Here is a 22,444-nt window from a genome sequence, read left to right on the forward strand (position 1 = left end):
TTATCTCCCACCTAACTTCCTCGTATTCGCCGAATTTTGAGGTGGGAGTCTTACTGCCCGTTAAAGCGGGATAAAACATCTCTTTTTCTATTTCCATCGTAAAATCCACCACGACTGTTTGTTAATGCAATTAATTGCTCTAATCCTTCTATATGATCACCAATAATTCGAAGGACAGCTGGAGGATGACCTATTTTTGCGAAATGTTCACTGGGACGAATACGGTTCATCTTATCAACATCGATACGACTTACACAAGCGATTTCAAAACCTGAAAGTACAGCTTTCACTTGTGCTACACAAGGTGACAATAATGATTTATACCCTATTTCCTTCAAACAAGTACGACTAAACGCATTAGGAACCGCAATAAGAGAGCCTACTCCTAAATCTTTTCTATCACAAGCTAAATTTAATGCATATTTAAATGCTGTTACAAGATGAAGTGGTACTCTCAAATCTAAATAATGATTTAAATCATTTAATGCGACATCCGTTCCATCTGCAATAGCTTTTGCAAAGGGATATAGCTCACTAGCTGGGATAACAAAATCACCGTCTATAAATAAAACAATTTCTCCTTGTGCAAAATAAGTTCCAAGTGAACGCCCCACATCGTTTCCAAGTGCTTCTTTATACACAATTGTTGTTGCTCCCTTGTCTTTTGCAATTTTTGCCGTTTTATCGGACGAACCATTTACAACAACAATGATTTCCAATGGTTCAATTTTGCGAAGCTCTTCTATAATCTTTCCAATCGTCATCTCTTCATTTTGCACAGGAATAATAACCGATAATTGCTGTCCTTTATACAAATTAGATGTAATGCCCCATCCTTGATAAAAGTCTTCAAAATTTAGAGTATGGTAGACACTATCTCTTTTCCTATTTCCATCGCAATATCCCCCGCGCGTATCACTGCCTAATATCCTCTCTGCTACAGCTTCTATATGATCGCCTATCATTCGTTTTTCGGAATGAGCAAGATTCGTGCCGTATGCAGCATGCTCGAACGGGCGAAATTTATTCGGAGTAATAACATCAATCGCACAATGACGGCTAATTCTCCATTTACTTTGTGCTAGGCGTAGATGAGCCACAATAGGATTAACAAAACATTCGTATCCAATATTTTGCACAACTTCCTTAGTCAGCGCATGAGGTACAGATAGTAAAGAATCAATTTTTAATTCTTCACGCTCTAACATTGCATTTAAGATTTGGCGCCATACTGTAATAGAATGTGGTCTTTGTTTCTTTAAAAATAATGCATCCAAATTATTTAAAACTAAATCAGCCTGATCATATAAAATTGGATTAAGAAATAATTGCAATTGTGAAGTTCGAATAGCAAAATCACCATCTATAAATAATAGAACATCACCTTTTGCATGTTTGGCACCTACTGCACGTCCTACATCATTCCCAAGTGACTCTCTATAATTAATAACTTTACATCCTAAACTTTCAGCGACCTTATCTGTTCCATCTGTACACCCATTAGTCACTACTATGATTTCCAATGGTTTTAAAGGTATTATTGAATGAATAACATCAGAAATTGTATCTATTTCATTACACGCTGGAATAATGACAGATAATGATTTAGTCATGGTTTTCTTCACGAAACCACTTCATAGTTTCTTTCAATCCTTGTTCCCACGTTACTTTCGCTTGAAACTGAACAAGTTCTCTTAATTTCGTTACATCCGGCTTTCGATTTGGAATTTCTTCAAATCCATGTGGATATACTTCCTCAAATGGAACGTGCACAATTTTGGAAACAGACTTCGTTAATTTTTTTATATCTTCCGCTACTTCCCTTATATTTTTTTCATTCTCAGAACCTATATTAATAATTTCACCATTTACCTTTTCATCCATTGCACAAATCGTTGCCTCGACCGCATCACTTACATACGTAAAGCAGCGTGTCTGCTTTCCATCTCCATAAACGAGAATATCGTCACCTTGCAAAGCCGCACGAATAAATCGTGGAATTACTCCTGCGTACGGACCATCTTTCGCTCTTGGACCATAAATATTAAAATAACGAACAATCGTTACAGGTAAGCCTTCTAATGCGTACCCTAAACATAATGTTTCCTCTAACGTTTTACAAATTGCATAACTCCAACGTATTTTGGAAGTTGCACCGTATAAACGATCTCCTTCTTCAGAGAATGGAGGTTTTCCCTTTCCATATACTTCCGAAGTAGATGCGAAAACTACTTTCTTCTTCCCTTTTAATGCTGCTTGCAAAATATTTCTCGTTCCATCGAAATTTGTTTCAATAAGCTCTACACTTTTTTCCATTGTAGTTTTGACTCCCAAAATTGCAGCTAAATGAAACACCACATCATGTTGATTTACTAATTCATAAATTGAATTTTTATCTAAAACGCTTATTGGAATAACCCGGAGCTCTTTCATTAACTCATTATGATATTTATTTTTTCCTTTATAGAAGTTATCAACAATAGTAACTTCATAACCTCTTTTCACCAATTCCTCAGCTAAATGCGATCCAATAAATCCTGCTCCACCTGTAATTAAACATTTTTTACTCATACACTCACCTTCTTTACGATTCCACGTGTATCTATTAATCGCTCAATCCCTTTAAAGAGTTTCCAATCGATACTAGAGTGATCCGTTACAATTAAAATACAATCTGCTTGTTTAATTCTTTGTTCATCTAGTGGAACGGATTGATATAGTGTATCTCCAATTTCCGCTGTAGAAATATACGGATCATGATATTCTATCTTGTATCCTTCTTTTATTAATAATTGAATAATTGGCAACGCCGGTGATTCTCTCAAATCATTTACATCTTTCTTATATGCAATCCCTACTATTAAAACCGTTGCGGGTGATTGCACCATACCTTTTACTTTCCCGATTATTTTCGCTGGCATTTCTTCATTAATTACATGTGCCGCCTCAATTAATTGACTAATTGCTCCAGCCTTTCTTATTCTCCATTGAAAATATAAAGGGTCTACTGGAATACAATGTCCTCCTATTCCTGGTCCTGGCCAATACGGGGTAAATCCAAATGGTTTTGTAGATGCAGCTTCAAGCGCCTCATAAAAATCAATTCCTAAACTTTCACATAGTGTGTTTAACTCATTTACTAACGAAATATTAACTAAGCGCTGAATATTTTCAAATAGCTTACACATCTCGGCTACTTTCGGAGAACTAACTGGAACAACTACATCAAATATAGTGCTATACAAATCCTGTACTTTTTGTTTACACTGCTCGGTTTGTCCACTAATAACTTTTGGAATCGTTTCAACTGAATACTGGCTATTCGCTGGATCAATTCGCTCTGGAGAATACCCAATATAATAATCTTCTCCTACCTTTTTACCTGTTTGAGAAATAATAGGAATGATAACTTCCTCCAGTGTACCTGGATATGTGGAGCTTTCAAAAATGAAGGTTTGTCCTTTTTGAAGGTGTTGTTGTATATAATGGGAGGCTGAAACGAGTGCACTTAAATCGGGTTCTTTATTCTCATTAATTGGCGTTGGCACAGTCACAATAACATACTCACTATTTTGGAACTCCGCAACACCTTTATCTGGTGTATTTACTATTAATTTTCTCTCGTTCAATAAATTTTGTAATACGTTTGAAGAAACATCAGGAATATAACTTTCTCCTTTAATTATTGATTCTATCTTCCTAGTATCTTTATCTAATCCAATTACAGCATGTCCTCTTTCTGCAAAAAGGACCGCTAAAGGAAGGCCAACATATCCTAATCCAATAATGGTTACTTTACTACTAGCATTCATCTATATTCTCTTCCTCCCTTCTCAATTGTAGTATTATATCTCTATCCCTTTCTCCGTCTGTAAAACTCCCACGCTCATTCGTATGTTGTAATAAATAAGCAATCGCCTCAAGCTGATCACCGAAAATACGATCGAATGCAGGAATTCGTCCATTTACAAACCCATGTTGCTCTGGACGTACTCGATTTGTTTTTATAACATCTACAAATTCCACTGCTGTAATAGAGCATTCTTCTAAAATAGCTTTCATTTGAGCTAATGGTGGAATGATAAGAGAATCATATCCAATTTTCTCTATTACCTTTTTATGCATAGCATGTGGCACTGCCGTTAATGAGTTGTTCCATAAATCTGGTCGTTTCGCTACCAAATTCACGAAATATTTCCCCATACTAATTGGATCTGCCGGGTGAAACATATCTAACAAACATTGCAAATCATTTAACGCCACATCATTTCCGTCTTCAATAGCATGCAAAAATGGAATTAGCTTTTTTGCCGGAATAGCAAAATCACCATCAACAAATAAACAAATATCTGCCGTAGCATGCATAGCCCCTATCGCTCGTGCTACATTATGTCCAAGTGCCTTCGCGAATTCAACTACAATAACATTCTCTAGTTTTGCTTGTTTAATTGTCTCTACATCCGCTCCATTCGCAACAACTATAATTTCATCTACACCTGCTTTTTTCACTTCTTGTATGACAGATCTTATAGTCATTCTTTCTTCTGATACTGGTATAATCGCACTGTATTTCGCTTTTTTCCTTTGTAATAAAACTGGTTTATACTTCCCTATAAACTCTCTATCCCTGTTTCCCTCCGAAAAACCGCCGCGTTTACCATATGTTTCGATTACATATTGCAAAGCACGTAAATGATCCCCCATAATACGACTAGTCGCTTTCGGATAAGGAGAACCAGGTGATGTACCCGTATGCACAGGACGAACCTTATTCGTGTGAATTACATCGACCGAAGCCATATCGGCAATATCTACTTCTCTAGACATCACCATCGCTTGAAATAATGCGGGATCTGCTAAATTCCACCATCCAAGATTCTCAATAACATCCCGATTCATCGCATGTGGAATTGCGATTAAAGAACCAACAACAAGCTCTTTTTTATTCAAATAACGATTCAACATGAATTTTCCAACTGTCGTATAATGTGGCCTCATCTTTAAATAAACAGACCATGTTAAATTATTCACAACAATTTGATGCCCCTGCTGAATTCCTTTCACGAAACGTTGTAGCTCTTTACTCTCAATAACGATGTCACCATCTAAAAACAATACAATTTCGCCTTTTGCTTCCCTAGCTCCAATTGCCCTTCCTACATCATTGCCAAGAGAATGTTTATAATAAATTACATGGCAACTATGCTGTAATGCGACTTCCTTCGTTCCATCTGTCGATCCATTATCTACTACAATAATTTCATACGGCTTCAACTTTTCCACTTCTATTAAAACTTGTGATAAAGTACTTGCTTCATTATGCGCTGGAATAACAACTGATATTCTCATACTTGTATCACTCTTACCCTTCCAAGCGAACATAAGCAATAATAGGAATACGTACAAGTACATCTTCAGGTGGTCCATAAGAAGGAGATGTACGAACGCTTACTGCCCCGTCCGTCACAGATAAAAGAATACCTGCAACAATTTCAACAGCTGTCACAACTTGCACTAATTCACCAACATGGTTACGCAATTCATCAGTAAATAACATATATAAGTCTCCTTTCTTACGCTTCTTTCATTGATATAATACTTGTAAACGGTAATAAAACTTCTGTTCCTATTCCTTCTTGCAGCGTTAAGAAATCGTCACCAACTGCTACAATAACACCTGTTAATTGCCCCACTGTCACAGTAATTTCTACGTTTTCCCCTAAATATTGCTGTGCAATTTCTTTAAAAGGTGATGTATTGCATTCTTTTAAAATGTTACAAATAATAGATTGAAATTGACTTGATTCTATAAATTCTTCCATAGCTTGCTTAGAATTTCTTTGAATAAACCTCGCGAAGTTTTGTGAAAATAAAAGTCGTTCCACAGCAGGCAGTAACTTGTCATCTAAAAAATAACCTAATTGTCTATTAAACAGTCTGGATAATTTATGCCAATATTTTCTGAACAGACACATACACTTCTCCTCCTATTATTTTTAAAGTATAAAATTTCACATCCATACATCTTAATTTATACAAAGCAGGCGTTTTTTGTGATAGGTAAGGCATACATTTTCTAAAAGAAATAATTGTTTCAGAGCATAAAAAAGATAGATGGTGTCCCATCTATCTTTATATATATTTTAATTTTCAATTGTAATAATGGCAGCTATACTGTAATAAACTGCTCGTGGTAATTCTGTCTGTTCACTTATAGAAGCTGTAACAAGGGATCCACCACTTGCCGAAAAATATTTTGCAGCTTCTAACGGAATACCATCTTCTTTCACATCAATATGTGTTCCATCTTGCCAGTCTACTTTCTGCATTGTTGCTGAAAAGTCCCCTGTCACTTTACCAATTTTCTTTCCATTCATCTCTAAAAATATCCATTCCCATTTTGTTAAACTTAGTACTTGTTTCAACTCTCCAATTTTCTTTCCATTTATACTATAAAATATATAGAAGTTACGCACGCCCATCTTCTTTTGAACACGCAGCAATCTTTCTCCCGATTGATTATATAAATAAAATTGTTGCTTATGTAGTCCCTTAAAAAGAAAAGAAAGTGCACCTTTCCATATACTTTGAATAACGGAATTATACTCTTCTTTTAAAACACCTACTGCACTTCCATCTAATCCAAAGTACGTTATTACTTTAAATATTCCTACCTCTCCACGAACAACGAATTTTTGTTGCTCAAATAATTTAGAAGTCTCTATATTCCAATTATCCTGCTTAAGCACTTTCGCTCTTCGTTTTTCTATAAAACTATATATTAGTAATCCAAACGCTGGTAGCAAAATACCTATTAATTTCAGGATTCCTTTATCTGAAGTGAATATTGTTCCTTTTTTATATTCCATAACTAATCCAATTACAACGATAATCCATACAATGATAGCTATAAACAAAGTTCGTTTCGCATTGCGTGCATGATGCTTATGTATACTCATAACCCTCTCCCTTTTCCATTTATTTCATTATCACACCGCACATATATTTCCTCAATACAAAAAAACTATCCAAAAGGATAGCCTCTTACACTTCAATATTCCGCAACATCGTATAAATATCATTATTCACTTTACCAAATGATTTAATGTTGTTTTGAATGTTAGATAATAAAACAACGTATACACTACCATTTTTACTAAATCCATTTAAGCAATTCCAACCTGGCATTACACCGTGATTTGAATAGCTGCCTGGATCTACATACCAGCCAAATCCATAATCCTTTTTCACAGCTGTAAACATTTGATCATAACTCTCTTTTGAAATTAATTTTCCAGAGAATAGCGCTTCATTAAATAAATATAGATCATGCGCGCTTGTATATATATCACCGCAACCATATAGTTGTGACATGCTCGGAATGTTAGGTGTTTTCATGTTGTTATTCACTATTTTATAACCCGTTGATGGGAACCTTGTTTGCTCTAACGCTTTACCAAAACCAGAATTCTTCATACCAGCAGTCGCAAAAATATGTTGTTTAATATATTCTTCGAGCGGTTGTCCACTTACCTTCTCAGCAATGTAAGCAAGTATAGAGTAGTTCGAATCGGAATACTTCCATTTCTCTCCTGGACCGCCAATACGCTTTTGATTTCCTATCCGCTTTATCAGTTCTTCATGAGAAATATCCTCTGTTCCCTGCTCATATTCTGGAATCCCTGACGTATGTGTTAATAGATGTTTTAGCTGAATACTATTACCTTGAGGGAAATCTGGAATATACTTTGCAATCGTATCCTCTACTTGTAACTTATTTTGATCTTTCAATTGCATAATAGCGGTCGCTACAAATGCCTTTGAAATAGAGCCAATATAAAAGGTTGTTTCTGAATTATTCGGTACTTGCTTCTCTTTGTTCGCCATACCGTATCCTTTATTCAAAAGAACTTTTCCGTTCTTCACAATAACAGCTGTCCCACTAAATCCTGCGTTTTGTAAATATTGATCCAATTGAGCGTTTTCATTAATTTCTTGAGGCGGTCCTTCAGCAGGTTTCTCTATAACTTGCGCCTGTTTTATCTGTTCTTCCTGTTCTTCCTGTTCTTTTTGTTTTCTTTGTTTTTCAGCTTCTTGCCTTTTCATTTCTTCTTTCTTTTTTACCTCTTCTTGCTTCTTCATTTCTGCTACTGCTTTTAAAGTTTCCTCTTTTTTATTATGCGCAACAATTTTTGTATACATGAAATATACAAGTGAAAATAGTAGGACGAGAATGATTGTTCTTTTTATGTATGCAATCGGACGACGTACTTTACCATTAACAGTATTTTTTTCCTGATCCATGATTACCCTTTTCCCCTTATTTACCGATAATTTAATTCATCTACACAAGACTTTTTCCAAATCATTTCAGTAGATTATAGACACTCTATTCTACATCATCCCTACTTTATCACGCGCTGAACATATTACCAACCTATATGTATAAAAAAGAAAAAGAAAATTTACAAAAGTAAGATTCCCTTTAAAATTTCAACATAATAAAAGAGGATATCCTGTAAAAGACTGGTGTTATCAATCTTTTGGGATATCCTCTTATCTAACTATTTATACGTGTTTTTTCATATCATCGGCAACTGATTCAACGTTTGTACCTACGATAACTTGTACACTTGTGTTACTTAATTTCATAACACCTTTTGCACCGGCACGTTTTAATGCTGGTTCATTTACTAAACTTGCATCTTTCACTTGTAAGCGTAGACGAGTTGCACAGTTATCAATAACTGCTAAGTTTTCTTTTCCGCCTAAAGCAGCTACGTAAGTTTCACCAATTGAACCTGCAACTGGTGCATCACCCTCTTCAGCTAACTCATCTTCATCTTCACGACCAGGAGTTTTCAAGTCGAATTTCTTAATTAAGAAGTAGAATACTACAAAGTAAATTGCTGCGTAAATTAAACCGATTCCCGCTAATAATACTGGTTTTGTTGCAATACCAAAGTTTAAAACGTAATCGATTGCACCGGCACTGAATGAGAAACCATCATGAATGCCAAGTGTCGTTGTAATGAATAAAGAAAGACCTGTTAATACTGCATGAATACCATATAATACTGGTGATAAGAACATGAATGAGAATTCAATTGGTTCTGTAATACCAGTTAAGAATGAAGTTAATGCTAGACCACCTAACATACCTGTAACCATTTTACGTTTTTCTGGTTTAGCAGCCGCAATCATTGCGAAACATGCTGCCGGTAAACCGAACATCATAATTGGGAAGAAACCAGTCATAAACATACCTGCTGATGGATCTTTTGCAAAGAAGCGTGCAATATCACCATGAACGATATCACCAGCTGCGTTTGTAAAGTCACCAAGTACAAACCAGAAGTATGTGTTCATTACATGGTGTAAACCGATTGGAATTAATAAACGGTTTAATAATCCGAATAAACCAGCACCAACTGAACCTAAGTTCACGATGCCGTGTGCTACAGCATCAATACCACTTTGAATTGTTGGCCAAATTTGACCGAATACTAATCCTAGAAGAAGCATTACAATAGAAGTAATGATTGGCACGAAACGTTTCCCCGCAAAGAAACCTAACCATTCTGGTAATTTAATCTTATGGAATTTGTTATATAGTAACCCCGCAACAACCCCAGCAATAATACCACCAAGTATGGCCATATTTATTTTTGGCGTTAACGCCGCTGCTTTTGAAACTTTTGTCATTGTATCTGCTAATTTAGTTGGATCTGCTGAACCGACTAAATCCTGAACACTTTTAAATTTATCATTCAGCTCTGCTGCTGAATATGCCTTACTTAGAGCGTTCGTTGTATTTTGTAAAACAAGATATCCGATTGCCCCAGCAAGTCCTGCTGCTCCACTACCATCAATAGACAAACCGATTGCAACACCAATTGCAAAAATAAGTGCTAAATTATCAAAAATTGCTGCACCGGCCTGTGCCATAACAGGAATATTAAATACATCTTCTTGTCCTAAACGAAGCAATAATCCTGCTGCTGGTAGTACTGCGATTGGAAGCATTAACGCTTTACCAATACGTTGTAAAAACTGCAACATTTTAATTCCCCCTATCAAATTTATGAAATCGTTATCATTATAAGTACGCTTTAGAAAACGCTTTCTATTACATAACCATAATAACATATAGTTGTATAGATGTGTAGTTTTTATTTGCGAACTTTTTATGGATAAATTTCCTATTTCCAAACTGTTATATAAAAGGAAAATTCTCCTTGTTAGCTACACAATATACAGACAAAAAAACTTATTATAGCACAAATAACTTTCGTTTTATCATTCCACTTTTTCATGTTATTATTTATTTCCGAGCATATCGGGAAAAGTAAACTTAGTTAATTCGAAATAGGAGCGTTGGTACTATGCAGTGCATTGAAACAAACAACTTACAGCAGTTGTTAGAACAAGTAAAACCATATACGAAAAAAGGAAAACTTGCTACTTATATCCCCGAACTAGGAAATGCAGATCCAACTGATTTAGGGATTGCCATTTTCCATAAAGAAACAGAATATATCCATGCTGGAAACTCACAAACACTATTTACTCTTCAAAGTATTTCCAAAGTAATTACACTTGCACTTGCCCTTTTAGATCGTAGTGAAGAATATGTATTTTCTAAAGTTGGAATGGAGCCAACTGGTGACCCTTTTAATTCTATTATTAAGTTAGAAACGACAAGTCCTTCCAAACCTCTTAATCCCATGATTAATGCAGGAGCACTAGCTATTACAAGCATGTTAGCGGGAAAAGATAACGAAGAAAAAATGGAGCATATTCTTCATTTTGTACGTGAAATAACAGATAATCCTACTATTAATTATTCTTCTACAGTTGCTAATTCAGAATTAGAGACTGCTTACTTAAACCGTTCACTTTGTTACTATATGAAACAAAACGGCATTATCGATTGTGATATTGAAGAACTTATGGATTTATACACTCGTCAATGTGCAGTTGAAGTAAACTGTATCGATTTAGCACGTATTGGCTTAATTTTTGCAATGGATGGATATGATCCATATAAAAAGAAACAGCTCATCCCTAAGCATATTACGAAAATTTGCAAAACATTTATGGTTACTTGCGGGATGTATAATGAATCTGGTGAATTTGCAATTCGTGTTGGAATCCCTGCAAAAAGTGGTGTAGCGGGCGGCATTTTCGGCTGCGTAAAAGGCGAAATGGGAATTGGTATTTTCGGACCGGCTTTAGATGCAAACGGAAATAGTATCGCTGGTTTTAAAATTCTTGAATTACTTTCTGCCCAAGAAGGTTGGAGTATGTTTTAATTTAGAAGTTATCCTGCTATATTGGCAGGATTTTTTTCACGAAAAAGTCCGTTCTACTAGGCATCAACCCAATTCAAAAAAACAGTAATAAAAGTTCTCTTTATTATGCATATTTGCTCCCCCCTCCTGAATAATATAGTACAACCTAGCGCTGTATGTGGAGGTGTAAAAGATGAAACTCATATTTCAAATGGAGAAACAACCTGTTCTCGAAAAAACAATTCTTCTTTTCATATTGAGTATTGTAGAAAGTTTGAAACTAAAAGTTGTTTCACTCGATGAAGCTCACCGATACATATTCAATTTAGAAGTGCTTGAATTATTAATGGATCGGAACATCGATGATCAAGTACTAGAACTTATTCATTTCGGAATGGGACTTGAAGACATTTACCATGTACTTCCCGAAGAACTTGAGCATAGTATTGAAGAGCTGAAATGGCTTTGTATTCAAGTTTTAAGTGAGTACAGTATGCATGATGATGAATGTGCACAACTAATTGAAGATATACGCTAAAAAGCACCTATACAGGTGCTTTTATTTTTTAAAACCTTTTGCACAAACATTGGATAATACTTATAAATTTTCATTGCCGTGAAAAGATTTCACGTCGATATATGCAATTTCTTAGTGTATTTCCAAGGAAATACTCGAATACTGTTTTCTCTATCCTTCTTACAACAATTGATCAATTCCAATAAGAATTAATAACACACCTGCAATTATAGTTGCCCATTTCCCTAAGTATTCAGCTAAAAACCTTTTACCAACATACATGAAACCACTAATACAAATAAAACTAAAAATCCCAGAAATACATGCCGTAAGCCAAAGATTTAAATTTGTTACTCCAGCATCAAATCCACCTGCAATATTATTTATGGATAATGCAACTCCTAAAACAATTGCTTCCGAAAAACTAATTGTTTTAGAACCATCAAAATCTGCTTTTTCTGGATCACGTAAAACCCCCATAAGTACACTACTATCTTTAGATCCTATGGTATCTTGTTGACTCAAGAAAGGCTGACATAAAATAAACACCCCAATTATCCCTAAAACAATTGCTCCAATAATGTTTGCTGTGAACTCTGAAATAAATAATGCGATCCAATTTCCAAAAAATCCAGCTAGTAAAGTAAATAAAAACCCAAAAAATGCGATGATAAAATTGTTAAACCACGAAATTCGAATTTTACGAATGCCATATGCAATCCCAACACCTGCATTATCTAAATTAGACGCAATCCCGATTAAAAAAATTGAAAATAAACCCGCTGTACTCATCGTACAGTCACCCCTTTCTCACTTTTCAATGCATATTATGAAAATGTTGAGCAACTGTGCCTGTCTGTTTCATATACTTGTAATAAATGCTCAACATTTTTTCAACGATAAACAATAGAAAAGGAGTGCCTACATTATGCCCAATGAAAATCCAAATGAGCGGCTCGGTAAATTAATAAAGAAACTGTTAAAGGAGCGCGCTCTATCTATGCGCCAACTAGGAACACTGACAAATATTGATCCTGCAACAATTTCAAGAATAATTAATGGCAAACAACAACCTAAGCAAAACCATTTACAAAAATTCGCAAAATGTCTACAAGTTCCACCGCAATTATTACTTGATGAAATGTATCCTGACTCTCCACACATAAATAAAGAAAAAGCAGATATGTACACATCTCTCGATACAATTCAGCAAACATTACAATCCTCTAACCTATTCGACTTCGAATACACAACAACTCGTGTGAAACAAGAACTTGAAAATTACGAGCGCTATGCTCAAACTACTGAAGGCGAAAAACGTATTCATGAGAGTTTCAAAAGTAAAATAGAACAAATTGATAGTGCTGGCCCTTTCATTGAACAATTAACAAGTATGTACCAACAATTTTGTACAGAAACCATTTCAAACGAAGAACGTGCAATTATTGGCGGTGCCTTACTATATTTCATTTTATCAACAGACATTATCCCCGATTATCTTTTTCCAATTGGCTATTTAGATGATGCCATTGCCGTTGAATTAGCTAAAGAGAAATTAATTGAAGTCAAACGAAGAACATAAAAAGCATAACAAGCTATTTCAGATATTGAATTTATCCACCTCTGAAATAGTTACAAAAAAATCGTACAAGCATACTCACTCGCACGATTCAAAAATCAAACTATTTTCTTATTTTCTCGTATGACACCATTCATATATAAAAGCAGTAATTACTTTTGTAAATTCAATTAACTGCTCAACTTCAACTTTCTCATTTATTGAATGAGCTTCTTCTAATGTGCCTGGTCCATAAATAATCGCTGGAATGTGGAATTCACTAAACCAACCGCCATCAGTTACCGTTGCTGACATATCTAAAATTGCATTTTTAGATAAAATAGATTCATGTACTGAACTTAGAGTTTTTACAGCAACATGTTCGCTATCTACTTCTAAAGAAGGAAAAATCTCACCTTGATCAACAATCATTGATTCTCCGCCCCACTTAAATTGTGGTGGGTTCTCGCTTAACCATGGATCTGCTGCTGCCACTTTTCCTAAATACTCTTCTATTTCTTCTATTATTTGTTCATGCGTTTCATTTGGATAAAAATGTACGGTTATCCACAATCGACACTCATCCGCAATAAATGCCGCATGACGTCCTCCTTCAATAACAGCTGGATTAATTGTTGTTGTTCCAGATGGATAGCCTTCATATGTTTTCATGACTGCCCAATGACGCTCTAATTCTTGTAAGCTTTGTACAATTTTCATCATTTTCTCAATCGCACTCGCTCCAAATAGACGTCCTCCAGCATGGATCATTTGTCTACGTGTTGCATCATGAAACGTTTGCGGGCTTTTCACAGTAATCCATCCAGTAATTACGCCGCCTTGTCCTTGCATATGTAAATCGCTCGTATCCACTACTACTGCAAAATCAGCATCGTAACCACGTTTACAGCATTGAAGTGTCCCTGCTTCTCCTACTTCTTCGCCAATTACCGATTGAAAAATTAAATCCCCAGGTAATTCAATCCCCGCTTCTTCTAAAAGTTGAATAGCAAATAAGGCTCCAGCTAGTCCACCTTTCATATCTGCCGCACCTCTCCCAACTAACCAACCGTCTTTTATAAATGGCTCAAACGGATTTGTTTCCCACGGCTCGTCCTTTGATACTTCTGCAACATCTATATGTCCATTAATAATGAGACTTTTATGTGACTCACTTGCTGTCCCTTTTTTCACTCCAACAACATTCGGATCATTCGGATATACATCCCATTTATCAATACTAAAATTTCGTTTTTTTAGAAACCCTGCAACAAATTCTTGCGCCTCATTTGTATTTCTTGCTGGTGGTGCTGGTGTTTCAAAGCGAATTAAAGCTTTTGTAAGTTCTAGTAGCTCATCTTTTCGTAAATCAATCTGTTTTAATAGCTGTGAAACTTCTTGATTCATTGCTAATTCCCCTTTGCATACGTAGTATGTTTCCAGCTTTATTTTCACAAAAAAAGAGACTGTTTACAATCTTACAGTCTCCAAATTAATCACTATTATAAACTTTCTAATTCTGTTGTATTTGTCTTTTCAATAAGTTCTACTTTACTTCGCTTATTTTTGGTAGCACGATAAAACAGTAAGCAAATAATCATAAATGGAATACCACAATACAATGCCATTCTTTGTTCCGGAATAAAAGCCATTCCAACAATTACAGTTAAATTTAATACTAACGCAAGAATTGGGACAAATGGATACAGTGGTGTTTTAAATTTCAAATCCTTAATATTCCCGCCCTGCTTTAAGTATGTCCTTCTAGCTAATAGGTTAGATAAAGCAATAGATGCCCAAACTAATATCGCTCCGAACCCTGCAATTGAAAGCAGCCATAAATAAACTGTATCTTCCGCATAAATACCTGATAGTAATGAGAGACATCCTACAAACGTACTTACAATCAATGCATAAATAGGAACACCGTTTTTAGATAATTTACCAAAAATCGGGCTAATCATTCCTTGATTCGACATCGACCATAGCATACGGGAAGTTGCATATAATCCTGAATTCGCAACTGATAGTACAGCTGTAATAATAACGAAATTTATAATATCAGCCGCATAAGGAATACCAATTTTATCAAATACAACTACGAATGGACTTTCTATCACGCCTGCTTGTTGCCAAGGAAATAGTCCCGCAAGAATAAAAATAGATAGTACAAAGAAAATAAGTATGCGCCAAACTGTATTATTAATTGCCTTCGGGATAGTTTTCTCTGGATTTTCACTCTCACCAGCTGCAATACCAACTAGTTCTGTTCCTTGGAAGGAAAAATTAACTGCAATCATCGTAATTAAAATAGCCGATAATCCATTTGGGAATAAACCACCATAATCAGTAAAGCTAGAAAACATTGGTGCTGGTTCATTTCCTTTCATATCTAGAAAACCAAACATTGCCGCCCCGCCCAAAATAATAAATGCAATGATTGTAATTACTTTAATACTTGCAAACCAAAATTCAACTTCCGCAAAACTTTTTGAAGATAATGCATTAATTGCAAAGAGCAACACTGCAAACACTACACACCAAATCCATGACGGTACATCAGGAAACCATCGTTTCATCAAAATACTAACTGCAATTAATTCAATACCTATCGTAGCAGACCAGTTTAGCCACGACATCCATCCCACTACATAACCCGCTGCAGGGGAAATGTGCTTTGTAGCATACGTTTGATAAGATCCTGCGTCAGGCATCGCAACCGCTAACTCTCCAAGGCAGAGCATCGTTAAATACATAACAAACCCACCGACAAGATACGCTACAATTGCCCCTCCAGGTCCAGCTTCATGAATTGTATAACCCGATCCTAAAAAAAGTCCTGTACCAATAACTCCCCCGAGTGCAATCATAAATATGTGCCGACTTTTCAATTCCCTTTTTAATCCCTGGTTTTGATCCATCATATAAATCCCCCCTTTTCACTTAGCAAACCCTTTTAATGTAAGCGTTTTTAAAACCCTTCATAGCAAAAATAATTATTAAAAAGTGCAAAATACATATTACTACTATTAATCACTACCTGTTATTAAAAGGTCATCCCTCATTGTTATTAATAATTTTTGATCAGCGATAGCTTGTCCTTCTACCACTTCTAATGATTCGATATACCCACTGATTCCCACTTTAATTTCCACTTGCTGCTTATCTATTGTTTCAATTAACGCTAATTTTTCCCACTCATATACGTAAGAACTTTCAGTAACAAATAATTTCTCTACTTTCCCGTAACAAGGACTATACACGCCTTCTATAACCGTCTTCACTTTATAAATTCCTCCCTCTTATTAATTGGCACTGAAACGTTGCATAACCTATAAAGATTCATAATCCCCCTACTCTTTAAATTTAGAGATCTTAACTACTATTCATGCAAAATACGTACCAACCTCAACACCTATGTAAAATTGGGCTTTCTTACGAAAAAAATCTACATAACCGCAAAATTTTTCTATCATTTGAAAAGTTTTAAGAGAAAATAGCAAAAAAATTTTGCGATTTTATGAGAATTTTAATAAAATTATAAAAAGTCAGTCTTCATAGGGTATAACGAGGAGAAGATAATACATGCATACAGAAGAAATCAATTTTAAAAAGATTATTGAAATGAATGTGCTATATGAAACTTTACTAAATGAACTAGATATTGGGATTCATATTATTAATGAGGAAAGTAAAACGATTATCTATAACCGCAAAATGATGGACATTGAATCAATGGATCGTTCTGATGTGCTAGACAAAAATCCTTTAGAAGTATTTGCATTTGAAGAAAATAAAAATAGTACTCTTATAGAAGCATTAAAACTTGGAAAAACAAACAAAAATATAAAACAAACGTATTTTAACAATAAAGGACAAGAGATTACGACGATTAACGATACTTTTCCTATAATAGAAAATGGAAAAATTAAAGGCGCTATTGAAATTTCAAAAGAGATTAGTCATTTAAAGCAAACAATGAAAACGAACCTTTCTCGCAAACAAAATACTAAGTTTACCTTTGATCACATAATTGGTGATTCTAGAGCTATTCAATCGGTCATTGCAGAGGCAAAGAGAGTAATACGTACATCCTCCTCCATACTTATCATCGGAGAAACAGGGACCGGTAAAGAGCTATTTGCGCAAAGCATCCATAATGAAAGCCAGCGTTCAACAAAACCATTTATTTCGCAAAACTGTGCCGCTATACCAGAAACCTTAATGGAAAGTCTACTATTTGGTACAAATCGAGGTGCTTTTACAGGAGCAATAGATAAACCTGGTTTATTTGAAGAAGCAAACGGCGGGACTTTGTTATTAGATGAGATCAACTCATTAAGTCCAACACTTCAAGCTAAATTGCTGCGGGCTATACAAGAAAAAACAATACGAAGAATCGGAGGCACACAAGAAAAAGAAATTGATGTTCGTATTATAGCAACTATTAATGAAGATCCTCTTGAAGCCATAGCACACAATCGATTAAGGCAAGACTTATATTACAGATTAAGCGTTGTTACTCTATGTCTTCCACCTTTACGGGAACGAAAAGAAGATATTGCATATCTTGTTCAACACTTTATTGAAAAATACAATATCCAATTTGATCTTAGCGTAAAAGATGTAGATTTAAACGTAAATAACTTCTTCTATAAATACGATTGGCCTGGTAATGTGAGAGAACTAGAACATATAATTGAAGGCTCCATGAACTTAATAGAAGATGAAGATATCATTACAGCGTTCCATATGCCAACGCACTTTCGCGAACTAGCAAAAAAAGAACTCAATATGCAGACTCCGCTAACTAGTCACAATACTGATACACCACAGACTTTAAAACGTATAATAGAAGAAATGGAAAAGAAGTATATCCATCAAATTCTTAAAGAAAATAAAGGTAATATCTCACAAGCTGCAAAATTTTTAGGATTGAGCAGACAAAACTTACAATATCGAATTAAAAAATTGCATTTACACATATGAAATGAATCTCTCTAAGTACAAGTGATCATTTGGAAAAAAATGTTATAATATACATACTAGAAAGGGGCTATATATATGAGTAATGATAAAAAATTAAAGTTACTACACTATTTAGGTCTTTTCCCTACCATTCTATGTATAATGCTATTCATTGATATGAGCAGCTTTCCTCATGCAAAGCTATTAGGCACAATTAGCGGCTCCTTTGCAGCTATTATGCTTGCTGCTTTTTGGAATTTGAAGCTACGTATGAAAAGAGAAAAATCTTCTTAAACGAACAAAGTTAATTATCATAAAAAACACGAGACGGTTACCGCTCTCGTGTTTTTTCATTCTACTTTCTTTATCTTAATGATTTGAAATTTAACTCAAAATTAGTTATATACTGAAAAAATGTATTTTAGTAAAATCGACAAATTTCGACATTCTGTTTTCATTATATTTGTTATCATATAAGTTCTAAATCTGACATTTCAACATCTTTGAAGATTGTTTATATAAACTTCACTTATGTTAATAACATGTAGTTCAATTTGTTTGAACTAACAAATTGTGAGTTGGATGAAAAAGCTAATAAATATTTTCTAAAAGGTGGTTACTATGAAAAGAACAGCAGAATTTGTATTAGGATTAATTGGTGGTATATTCGGGATTTTATGTGCATTCATCGCTTTATTTATCGGAGGCATAGGAGCAGCAGTTGAAGCTGACGGAGCTAATCAAATTATTGGATTAGGCTGGGCTGCTGTAGCTCTTTCAATATTGGGGATTGTTGGATGTGTTATGGTTAAGAGCAAAGCTAAAGTAGGTGGCATTATGATGACTATCGCTGCCATTGGTGGATTTATTTGTATTTCTATTGTTTACTTATTACCAGGTGTTTTATTATTAATCGGCGGATTAATGGGGATTTTCCGAAAAGATAAGACTACTGCATCAGCATAAAAGAAGAAGCACTCAAATGAGTGCTTTTTTCTTATCCATATCTTTTCTAAAACTCAACCTTCTCCAAGTACAATCCACTCGCCTCAGCAAGACAATTAATTTGATTACGTTGTTTTTCCTCTAAAATGTTTGGAATTGCGTCCGCCTCTAATTGTCCTAATCCAACTTCAATTAATGCTCCAACAATTTTCCGCACCATGTTATGAAGGAATCCGTTACCACTTACTCTAATTTGTACAAATCCTGATTCTTCGGAAACATCAAGTGTATACACTTCTCGAACCATAGATTTTTTCTTAGACTTTGCATTTGAAAAGGCAGTGAAGTCATGTGAACCAACTAAATGTTTCGCAGCTTCTTTCATGCTTTTCACATTTAATTGTTTATTCACGTGCATGCTGTATTTACGCATAAATGGGTTCGTATGCTCTTCATTCCAAATTTTATACAAATATGTTTTTGCTTTAGAATTGTAACGAGCATGGAAACGATCTGGTACTTCTTCTACACTCGTAATACTAATATCATTTGGTAAATATTGATTTAAATACTTTTTCACTTTATGTTCTACTAACTTCTCATCACTTTGAAAGTTAGCTACTTGATTCAAAGCGTGTACACCAGCATCCGTTCTACTACAGCCGATAATTTCAGTTTCTTTTCCGACCATTTCAGATATTATACTTTCGATTTTCCCCTGAATCGTATTGTCATTATTCCCAAGACGTTGCCACCCTTTATAACGCGCACCGTCATATTGAATCGTCAATTTATAATTGTTCATCGTATTCTCCTTACTTCCATTCGCTAAATAAAATATACCCTCACATAACTCCTGCTTTGTGAGGGACATATCCTTATTGAATGTTACTTTCTAACAAGTTTCACTACATTTTCTACATGAGCTGTATGTGGGAACATATCAACTGGTTGCACATACTCCACTTCATAACTCTTCATTAATGTTTGCACATCACGTGCTAATGAGGATGGATTACAAGAAACGTAAACAACTTGTTTCGGTTTCACTTTTAAAATCGTTTCAAGTAATTTATCATCGCAACCTGTACGCGGTGGATCGACAACAATGACATCTGGACTCCAGCCTTCTTTCACCCATTTCGGTAACCATTGTTCCGCTTTACCAGCTTCATACTTTGCATTTGTGAATCCGTGGCGTTTTGCATTTTTCTTTGCATCTTCAATCGCTTCTGGAATTACATCCATACCACGTACTTCCGCTGCATCATTCGCAAGCCAAAGTCCAATTGTACCGACACCGCAATACGCATCCACAATCTTCTCGTTTCCTGTTAAAGCAGCTGCTTTTTTTGCTTCATCGTATAAAACAACCGTTTGTTCTGGATTTAATTGGAAGAATGCGCGTGCTGATAATTCAAATGATAAATCACCTAGTGTTTCTTGAATTACTTCTTTTCCAGCTAATTTAAATGTTTTATCACCGAAAATAACAGATGTTTTACGCCAGTTTACGTTTTGCATAATTGATTTAACACTTGGCATTTGTTTTTGTACTTCTGCGATAAATTGATCTTTATTTGGTAATTCTTCTTTTGTTGTAATAAGTGTGACTTGCACTTCCCCTGTTTGAACTGCAGTACGTGTCACAATTGTGCGTACTAAACCTTTTTGTTTTTTCTCATTGTAAATAGAAACATTTAATTTTTCTAATATACGTCTTACAACTTTTGTCGCTTCATTCGTTGCTTTATGCTGAATTATGCAATGAGAAATATCAATTAACTGATGTGAGTTTTGCTTATATAACCCTGTAATAACCTTTTCGTCTTTACGCCCCACTTGCAATTGACTTTTATTACGATAATGCCATGGGTTTTCCATACCAAGCGTCGGGCGAATTTTCTCTTCTAGACTGTCATTCATATACTTCTCGAATGCTTGTACAACGATATCACGCTTTTGATTTAATTGTTCTTTATAATCTAAGTGCTGCAATTGACAGCCACCACACTCCTCATATACTGAACATGGTGCTTTCACACGATGTGGTGATGATTTACGAACTTTTTTCACTTTCGCTTCAGCGAAGCCACGCTGAATTTTCGTTGCTTCAGCAACAACTTCTTCTCCTGGTAATGCCCCTGGAATGAAAACAACTTGTCTCTTAAAATAACCAACGCCTTCTCCGTTAATCCCAAGACGTTTAATTGTCACAGGAAACGTTTGACCAACTTCCAACTTACTCTCTTGTTGCTCTTGTATCATTATTACACCTCTACTCTATACTTTTCCATAAATATAACGCTGCATAACTGCAATATGGTTCACACTCTTGTTTCACTTTTTCTAAAAATGCATCATCAGGCTTATTATCTAATTGAAATACACCTTGAAGTGCACGCCTAATCCCGATATCTGCTTCTGGAAACATGTTCTTCCGGCCAAGCCCAAACATTAAAAAGTTTTGCACTGTCCATGCTCCAATACCCCTTATTGGTAACAATTGTGCCGATACTTCTTCTTCTGTTTCGTTTCCTATCCTTGCTAAATCTAACTTGCCGCCTGCAATATGTTTTGCTAATCCTACTATATATTCGGCTTTTCGCTGACTAAACTTCTGCTCTCTCAATTCCTCTATTGAAATATTCGCTACTCTTTCTGGTGTTGGGAAAAAGAAAACGCCGTTCTTCTCTGTCCCATATCGTTTTACAAATTGTTCTGTTAACACAGTAGCAAATTTCAAATTTATTTGTTGATGAATAATACAACGAAGAAGACAAGCGAAATAATCAAATTCTAATATAATTGGAGTATAAGCATATGTTTCAAACAGTGGACGTAATGATGTGTTTAAAAAATGATCTTGTATATTTTGAAACGGTTCATTCCAGTGAAAAATGGACCTCATTCGTTTCATTACTTTCTCTTGATCTCCTGCCTGACTAGAAATCCAAAACTGTGGATTTTGAACAGTACCAATCCCTTGCAAACGAACAACAATTTGTTCTTCGTCTATAAAAAGCGGGACATAAATTACTTTCTCGTCTAATTGAATGACGTTTAACGGGTCGAAAGCTAAACGCTTTAGCACTTCTTCAAAATGGTACGGATATTCTAACGTAACATGTTCGCTCCACATACGTTTCCCCATCCTTTTTA

General features: G+C 35.2%; 22 protein-coding genes. 6 read left to right on the top strand and 16 right to left on the bottom strand.

Translation table 11 applies throughout. The annotated features are described in order from the left end of the window. Positions 1-50 precede the first annotated feature (50 nt). The 9 genes from ACE38F_RS25405 to nagE all read right to left on the bottom strand — a co-directional run bounded on the left by ACE38F_RS25405 (position 51) and on the right by nagE (position 10,062). Positions 51-1,613 carry a glycosyltransferase family 2 protein gene (locus ACE38F_RS25405; RefSeq protein WP_375370617.1) on the bottom strand — a complete coding sequence of 521 codons (1,563 nt, stop codon included), beginning with the start codon at positions 1,611-1,613 and terminating at the stop codon, positions 51-53. Continuing rightward, complete coding sequence (locus ACE38F_RS25410; protein WP_375370538.1) at positions 1,606-2,571, bottom strand: NAD-dependent epimerase/dehydratase family protein; 966 nt, start codon at positions 2,569-2,571, stop codon at positions 1,606-1,608. Before ACE38F_RS25410 ends, ACE38F_RS25405 begins: the two co-directional genes overlap by 8 nt. After that, a complete protein-coding gene (locus ACE38F_RS25415) occupies positions 2,568-3,812 on the bottom strand; it encodes a nucleotide sugar dehydrogenase (RefSeq protein WP_375370539.1) in 1,245 nt (414 codons plus the stop codon). Before ACE38F_RS25415 ends, ACE38F_RS25410 begins: the two co-directional genes overlap by 4 nt. Beyond that, positions 3,802-5,349, bottom strand: a complete 1,548-nt coding sequence (locus ACE38F_RS25420) for a glycosyltransferase family 2 protein (RefSeq protein ID WP_375370540.1) — start codon at positions 5,347-5,349, stop codon at positions 3,802-3,804. The genes ACE38F_RS25415 and ACE38F_RS25420 overlap by 11 nt, the downstream gene beginning before the upstream one ends. Positions 5,350-5,362: 13 nt before the next feature. After that, entirely contained in the window at positions 5,363-5,557 is a 195-nt protein-coding gene (locus ACE38F_RS25425) for an LSm family protein (protein WP_002029614.1), read from the bottom strand. A 16-nt stretch (positions 5,558-5,573) separates the two neighbouring features. Then, positions 5,574-5,975 carry an LSm family protein gene (locus ACE38F_RS25430; RefSeq protein ID WP_375370541.1) on the bottom strand — a complete coding sequence of 134 codons (402 nt, stop codon included), beginning with the start codon at positions 5,973-5,975 and terminating at the stop codon, positions 5,574-5,576. 168 nt (positions 5,976-6,143) lie between these two features. Beyond that, complete coding sequence (locus ACE38F_RS25435) at positions 6,144-6,959, bottom strand: sugar ABC transporter ATP-binding protein (protein ID WP_375370542.1); 816 nt, start codon at positions 6,957-6,959, stop codon at positions 6,144-6,146. An 85-nt stretch (positions 6,960-7,044) separates the two neighbouring features. Next, on the bottom strand, positions 7,045-8,304 hold the full coding sequence (locus tag ACE38F_RS25440; RefSeq protein WP_375370543.1) for a serine hydrolase domain-containing protein: 1,260 nt from the start codon (positions 8,302-8,304) through the stop codon (positions 7,045-7,047). Positions 8,305-8,568: 264 nt separating this feature from the next. Then, the gene (nagE, locus tag ACE38F_RS25445) at positions 8,569-10,062 is read right to left on the bottom strand and encodes an N-acetylglucosamine-specific PTS transporter subunit IIBC (protein WP_375370544.1); all 1,494 of its coding nucleotides are present in this window, start codon (positions 10,060-10,062) and stop codon (positions 8,569-8,571) included. A gap of 323 nt (positions 10,063-10,385) precedes the next feature. On the opposite strand from nagE, the gene glsA reads away from it, so the two are divergent. Continuing rightward, the gene (glsA, locus tag ACE38F_RS25450) at positions 10,386-11,315 is read left to right on the top strand and encodes a glutaminase A (protein ID WP_375370545.1); all 930 of its coding nucleotides are present in this window, start codon (positions 10,386-10,388) and stop codon (positions 11,313-11,315) included. A gap of 172 nt (positions 11,316-11,487) precedes the next feature. Further along, on the top strand, positions 11,488-11,832 hold the full coding sequence (locus ACE38F_RS25455) for a DUF3969 family protein (RefSeq protein WP_002091149.1): 345 nt from the start codon (positions 11,488-11,490) through the stop codon (positions 11,830-11,832). A gap of 159 nt (positions 11,833-11,991) precedes the next feature. Here the strand turns inward: ACE38F_RS25455 and ytaF are convergent, their stop codons facing one another. Beyond that, complete coding sequence (ytaF, locus tag ACE38F_RS25460) at positions 11,992-12,603, bottom strand: sporulation membrane protein YtaF (protein ID WP_375370546.1); 612 nt, start codon at positions 12,601-12,603, stop codon at positions 11,992-11,994. Positions 12,604-12,739: 136 nt separating this feature from the next. On the opposite strand from ytaF, the gene ACE38F_RS25465 reads away from it, so the two are divergent. Beyond that, positions 12,740-13,393: a helix-turn-helix domain-containing protein gene (locus tag ACE38F_RS25465; protein WP_375370547.1), complete on the top strand. Its 654-nt coding sequence runs from the start codon at positions 12,740-12,742 to the stop codon at positions 13,391-13,393. A 108-nt stretch (positions 13,394-13,501) separates the two neighbouring features. On the opposite strand, the gene ACE38F_RS25470 is transcribed toward ACE38F_RS25465, so the two are convergent. The 3 genes from ACE38F_RS25470 to ACE38F_RS25480 all read right to left on the bottom strand — a co-directional run bounded on the left by ACE38F_RS25470 (position 13,502) and on the right by ACE38F_RS25480 (position 16,653). Beyond that, on the bottom strand, positions 13,502-14,824 hold the full coding sequence (locus tag ACE38F_RS25470) for an acetylornithine deacetylase (RefSeq protein WP_375370548.1): 1,323 nt from the start codon (positions 14,822-14,824) through the stop codon (positions 13,502-13,504). A gap of 47 nt (positions 14,825-14,871) precedes the next feature. Continuing rightward, positions 14,872-16,293, bottom strand: coding sequence for an amino acid permease (locus ACE38F_RS25475; RefSeq protein WP_375370549.1), 1,422 nt, complete (start codon positions 16,291-16,293; stop codon positions 14,872-14,874). Positions 16,294-16,398: 105 nt separating this feature from the next. After that, positions 16,399-16,653 (bottom strand): biotin/lipoyl attachment domain-containing protein, encoded by a 255-nt coding sequence (locus ACE38F_RS25480; protein ID WP_341307772.1) that lies wholly within the window; start codon positions 16,651-16,653, stop codon positions 16,399-16,401. Between the two features lie 301 nt (positions 16,654-16,954). Between ACE38F_RS25480 and ACE38F_RS25485 the strand changes: the two genes are divergently transcribed. From ACE38F_RS25485 to ACE38F_RS25495, 3 genes are all read left to right on the top strand, one after another. Further along, positions 16,955-18,358 (top strand): sigma-54 interaction domain-containing protein, encoded by a 1,404-nt coding sequence (locus ACE38F_RS25485; protein WP_215555137.1) that lies wholly within the window; start codon positions 16,955-16,957, stop codon positions 18,356-18,358. A 75-nt stretch (positions 18,359-18,433) separates the two neighbouring features. Beyond that, positions 18,434-18,631 (top strand): hypothetical protein, encoded by a 198-nt coding sequence (locus ACE38F_RS25490; protein ID WP_193658264.1) that lies wholly within the window; start codon positions 18,434-18,436, stop codon positions 18,629-18,631. A 327-nt stretch (positions 18,632-18,958) separates the two neighbouring features. Further along, positions 18,959-19,303: a DUF4064 domain-containing protein gene (locus ACE38F_RS25495; protein WP_002091161.1), complete on the top strand. Its 345-nt coding sequence runs from the start codon at positions 18,959-18,961 to the stop codon at positions 19,301-19,303. 46 nt (positions 19,304-19,349) lie between these two features. Here the strand turns inward: ACE38F_RS25495 and truA are convergent, their stop codons facing one another. The 3 genes from truA to ACE38F_RS25510 all read right to left on the bottom strand — a co-directional run bounded on the left by truA (position 19,350) and on the right by ACE38F_RS25510 (position 22,424). Beyond that, entirely contained in the window at positions 19,350-20,087 is a 738-nt protein-coding gene (gene truA, locus ACE38F_RS25500; protein ID WP_375370550.1) for a tRNA pseudouridine(38-40) synthase TruA, read from the bottom strand. An 83-nt stretch (positions 20,088-20,170) separates the two neighbouring features. After that, on the bottom strand, positions 20,171-21,550 hold the full coding sequence (gene rlmD / locus ACE38F_RS25505; RefSeq protein WP_002113776.1) for a 23S rRNA (uracil(1939)-C(5))-methyltransferase RlmD: 1,380 nt from the start codon (positions 21,548-21,550) through the stop codon (positions 20,171-20,173). A 10-nt stretch (positions 21,551-21,560) separates the two neighbouring features. Next, the gene (locus ACE38F_RS25510) at positions 21,561-22,424 is read right to left on the bottom strand and encodes a DNA-3-methyladenine glycosylase family protein (protein WP_375370551.1); all 864 of its coding nucleotides are present in this window, start codon (positions 22,422-22,424) and stop codon (positions 21,561-21,563) included. Positions 22,425-22,444: the final 20 nt, after the last annotated feature.

It is taken from the genome of Bacillus altaicus (assembly GCF_042136375.2).
Taxonomy (GTDB): domain Bacteria; phylum Bacillota; class Bacilli; order Bacillales; family Bacillaceae_G; genus Bacillus_A; species Bacillus_A cereus_U.

Coding starts and splice junctions, on each gene's coding strand:
- ACE38F_RS25405 (WP_375370617.1), bottom strand. CDS start 1,613: ATGACTAAATCATTATCTGTCATTATTCCAGCGTGTAATGAAATAGAT.
- ACE38F_RS25410 (WP_375370538.1), bottom strand. CDS start 2,571: ATGAGTAAAAAATGTTTAATTACAGGTGGAGCAGGATTTATTGGATCG.
- ACE38F_RS25415 (WP_375370539.1), bottom strand. CDS start 3,812: ATGAATGCTAGTAGTAAAGTAACCATTATTGGATTAGGATATGTTGGC.
- ACE38F_RS25420 (WP_375370540.1), bottom strand. CDS start 5,349: ATGAGAATATCAGTTGTTATTCCAGCGCATAATGAAGCAAGTACTTTA.
- ACE38F_RS25425 (WP_002029614.1), bottom strand. CDS start 5,557: ATGTTATTTACTGATGAATTGCGTAACCATGTTGGTGAATTAGTGCAA.
- ACE38F_RS25430 (WP_375370541.1), bottom strand. CDS start 5,975: ATGTGTCTGTTCAGAAAATATTGGCATAAATTATCCAGACTGTTTAAT.
- ACE38F_RS25435 (WP_375370542.1), bottom strand. CDS start 6,959: ATGAGTATACATAAGCATCATGCACGCAATGCGAAACGAACTTTGTTT.
- ACE38F_RS25440 (WP_375370543.1), bottom strand. CDS start 8,304: ATGGATCAGGAAAAAAATACTGTTAATGGTAAAGTACGTCGTCCGATT.
- nagE (WP_375370544.1), bottom strand. CDS start 10,062: ATGTTGCAGTTTTTACAACGTATTGGTAAAGCGTTAATGCTTCCAATC.
- glsA (WP_375370545.1), top strand. CDS start 10,386: ATGCAGTGCATTGAAACAAACAACTTACAGCAGTTGTTAGAACAAGTA.
- ACE38F_RS25455 (WP_002091149.1), top strand. CDS start 11,488: ATGAAACTCATATTTCAAATGGAGAAACAACCTGTTCTCGAAAAAACA.
- ytaF (WP_375370546.1), bottom strand. CDS start 12,603: ATGAGTACAGCGGGTTTATTTTCAATTTTTTTAATCGGGATTGCGTCT.
- ACE38F_RS25465 (WP_375370547.1), top strand. CDS start 12,740: ATGCCCAATGAAAATCCAAATGAGCGGCTCGGTAAATTAATAAAGAAA.
- ACE38F_RS25475 (WP_375370549.1), bottom strand. CDS start 16,293: ATGATGGATCAAAACCAGGGATTAAAAAGGGAATTGAAAAGTCGGCAC.
- ACE38F_RS25485 (WP_215555137.1), top strand. CDS start 16,955: ATGCATACAGAAGAAATCAATTTTAAAAAGATTATTGAAATGAATGTG.
- ACE38F_RS25490 (WP_193658264.1), top strand. CDS start 18,434: ATGAGTAATGATAAAAAATTAAAGTTACTACACTATTTAGGTCTTTTC.
- ACE38F_RS25495 (WP_002091161.1), top strand. CDS start 18,959: ATGAAAAGAACAGCAGAATTTGTATTAGGATTAATTGGTGGTATATTC.
- truA (WP_375370550.1), bottom strand. CDS start 20,087: ATGAACAATTATAAATTGACGATTCAATATGACGGTGCGCGTTATAAA.
- rlmD (WP_002113776.1), bottom strand. CDS start 21,550: ATGATACAAGAGCAACAAGAGAGTAAGTTGGAAGTTGGTCAAACGTTT.
- ACE38F_RS25510 (WP_375370551.1), bottom strand. CDS start 22,424: ATGTGGAGCGAACATGTTACGTTAGAATATCCGTACCATTTTGAAGAA.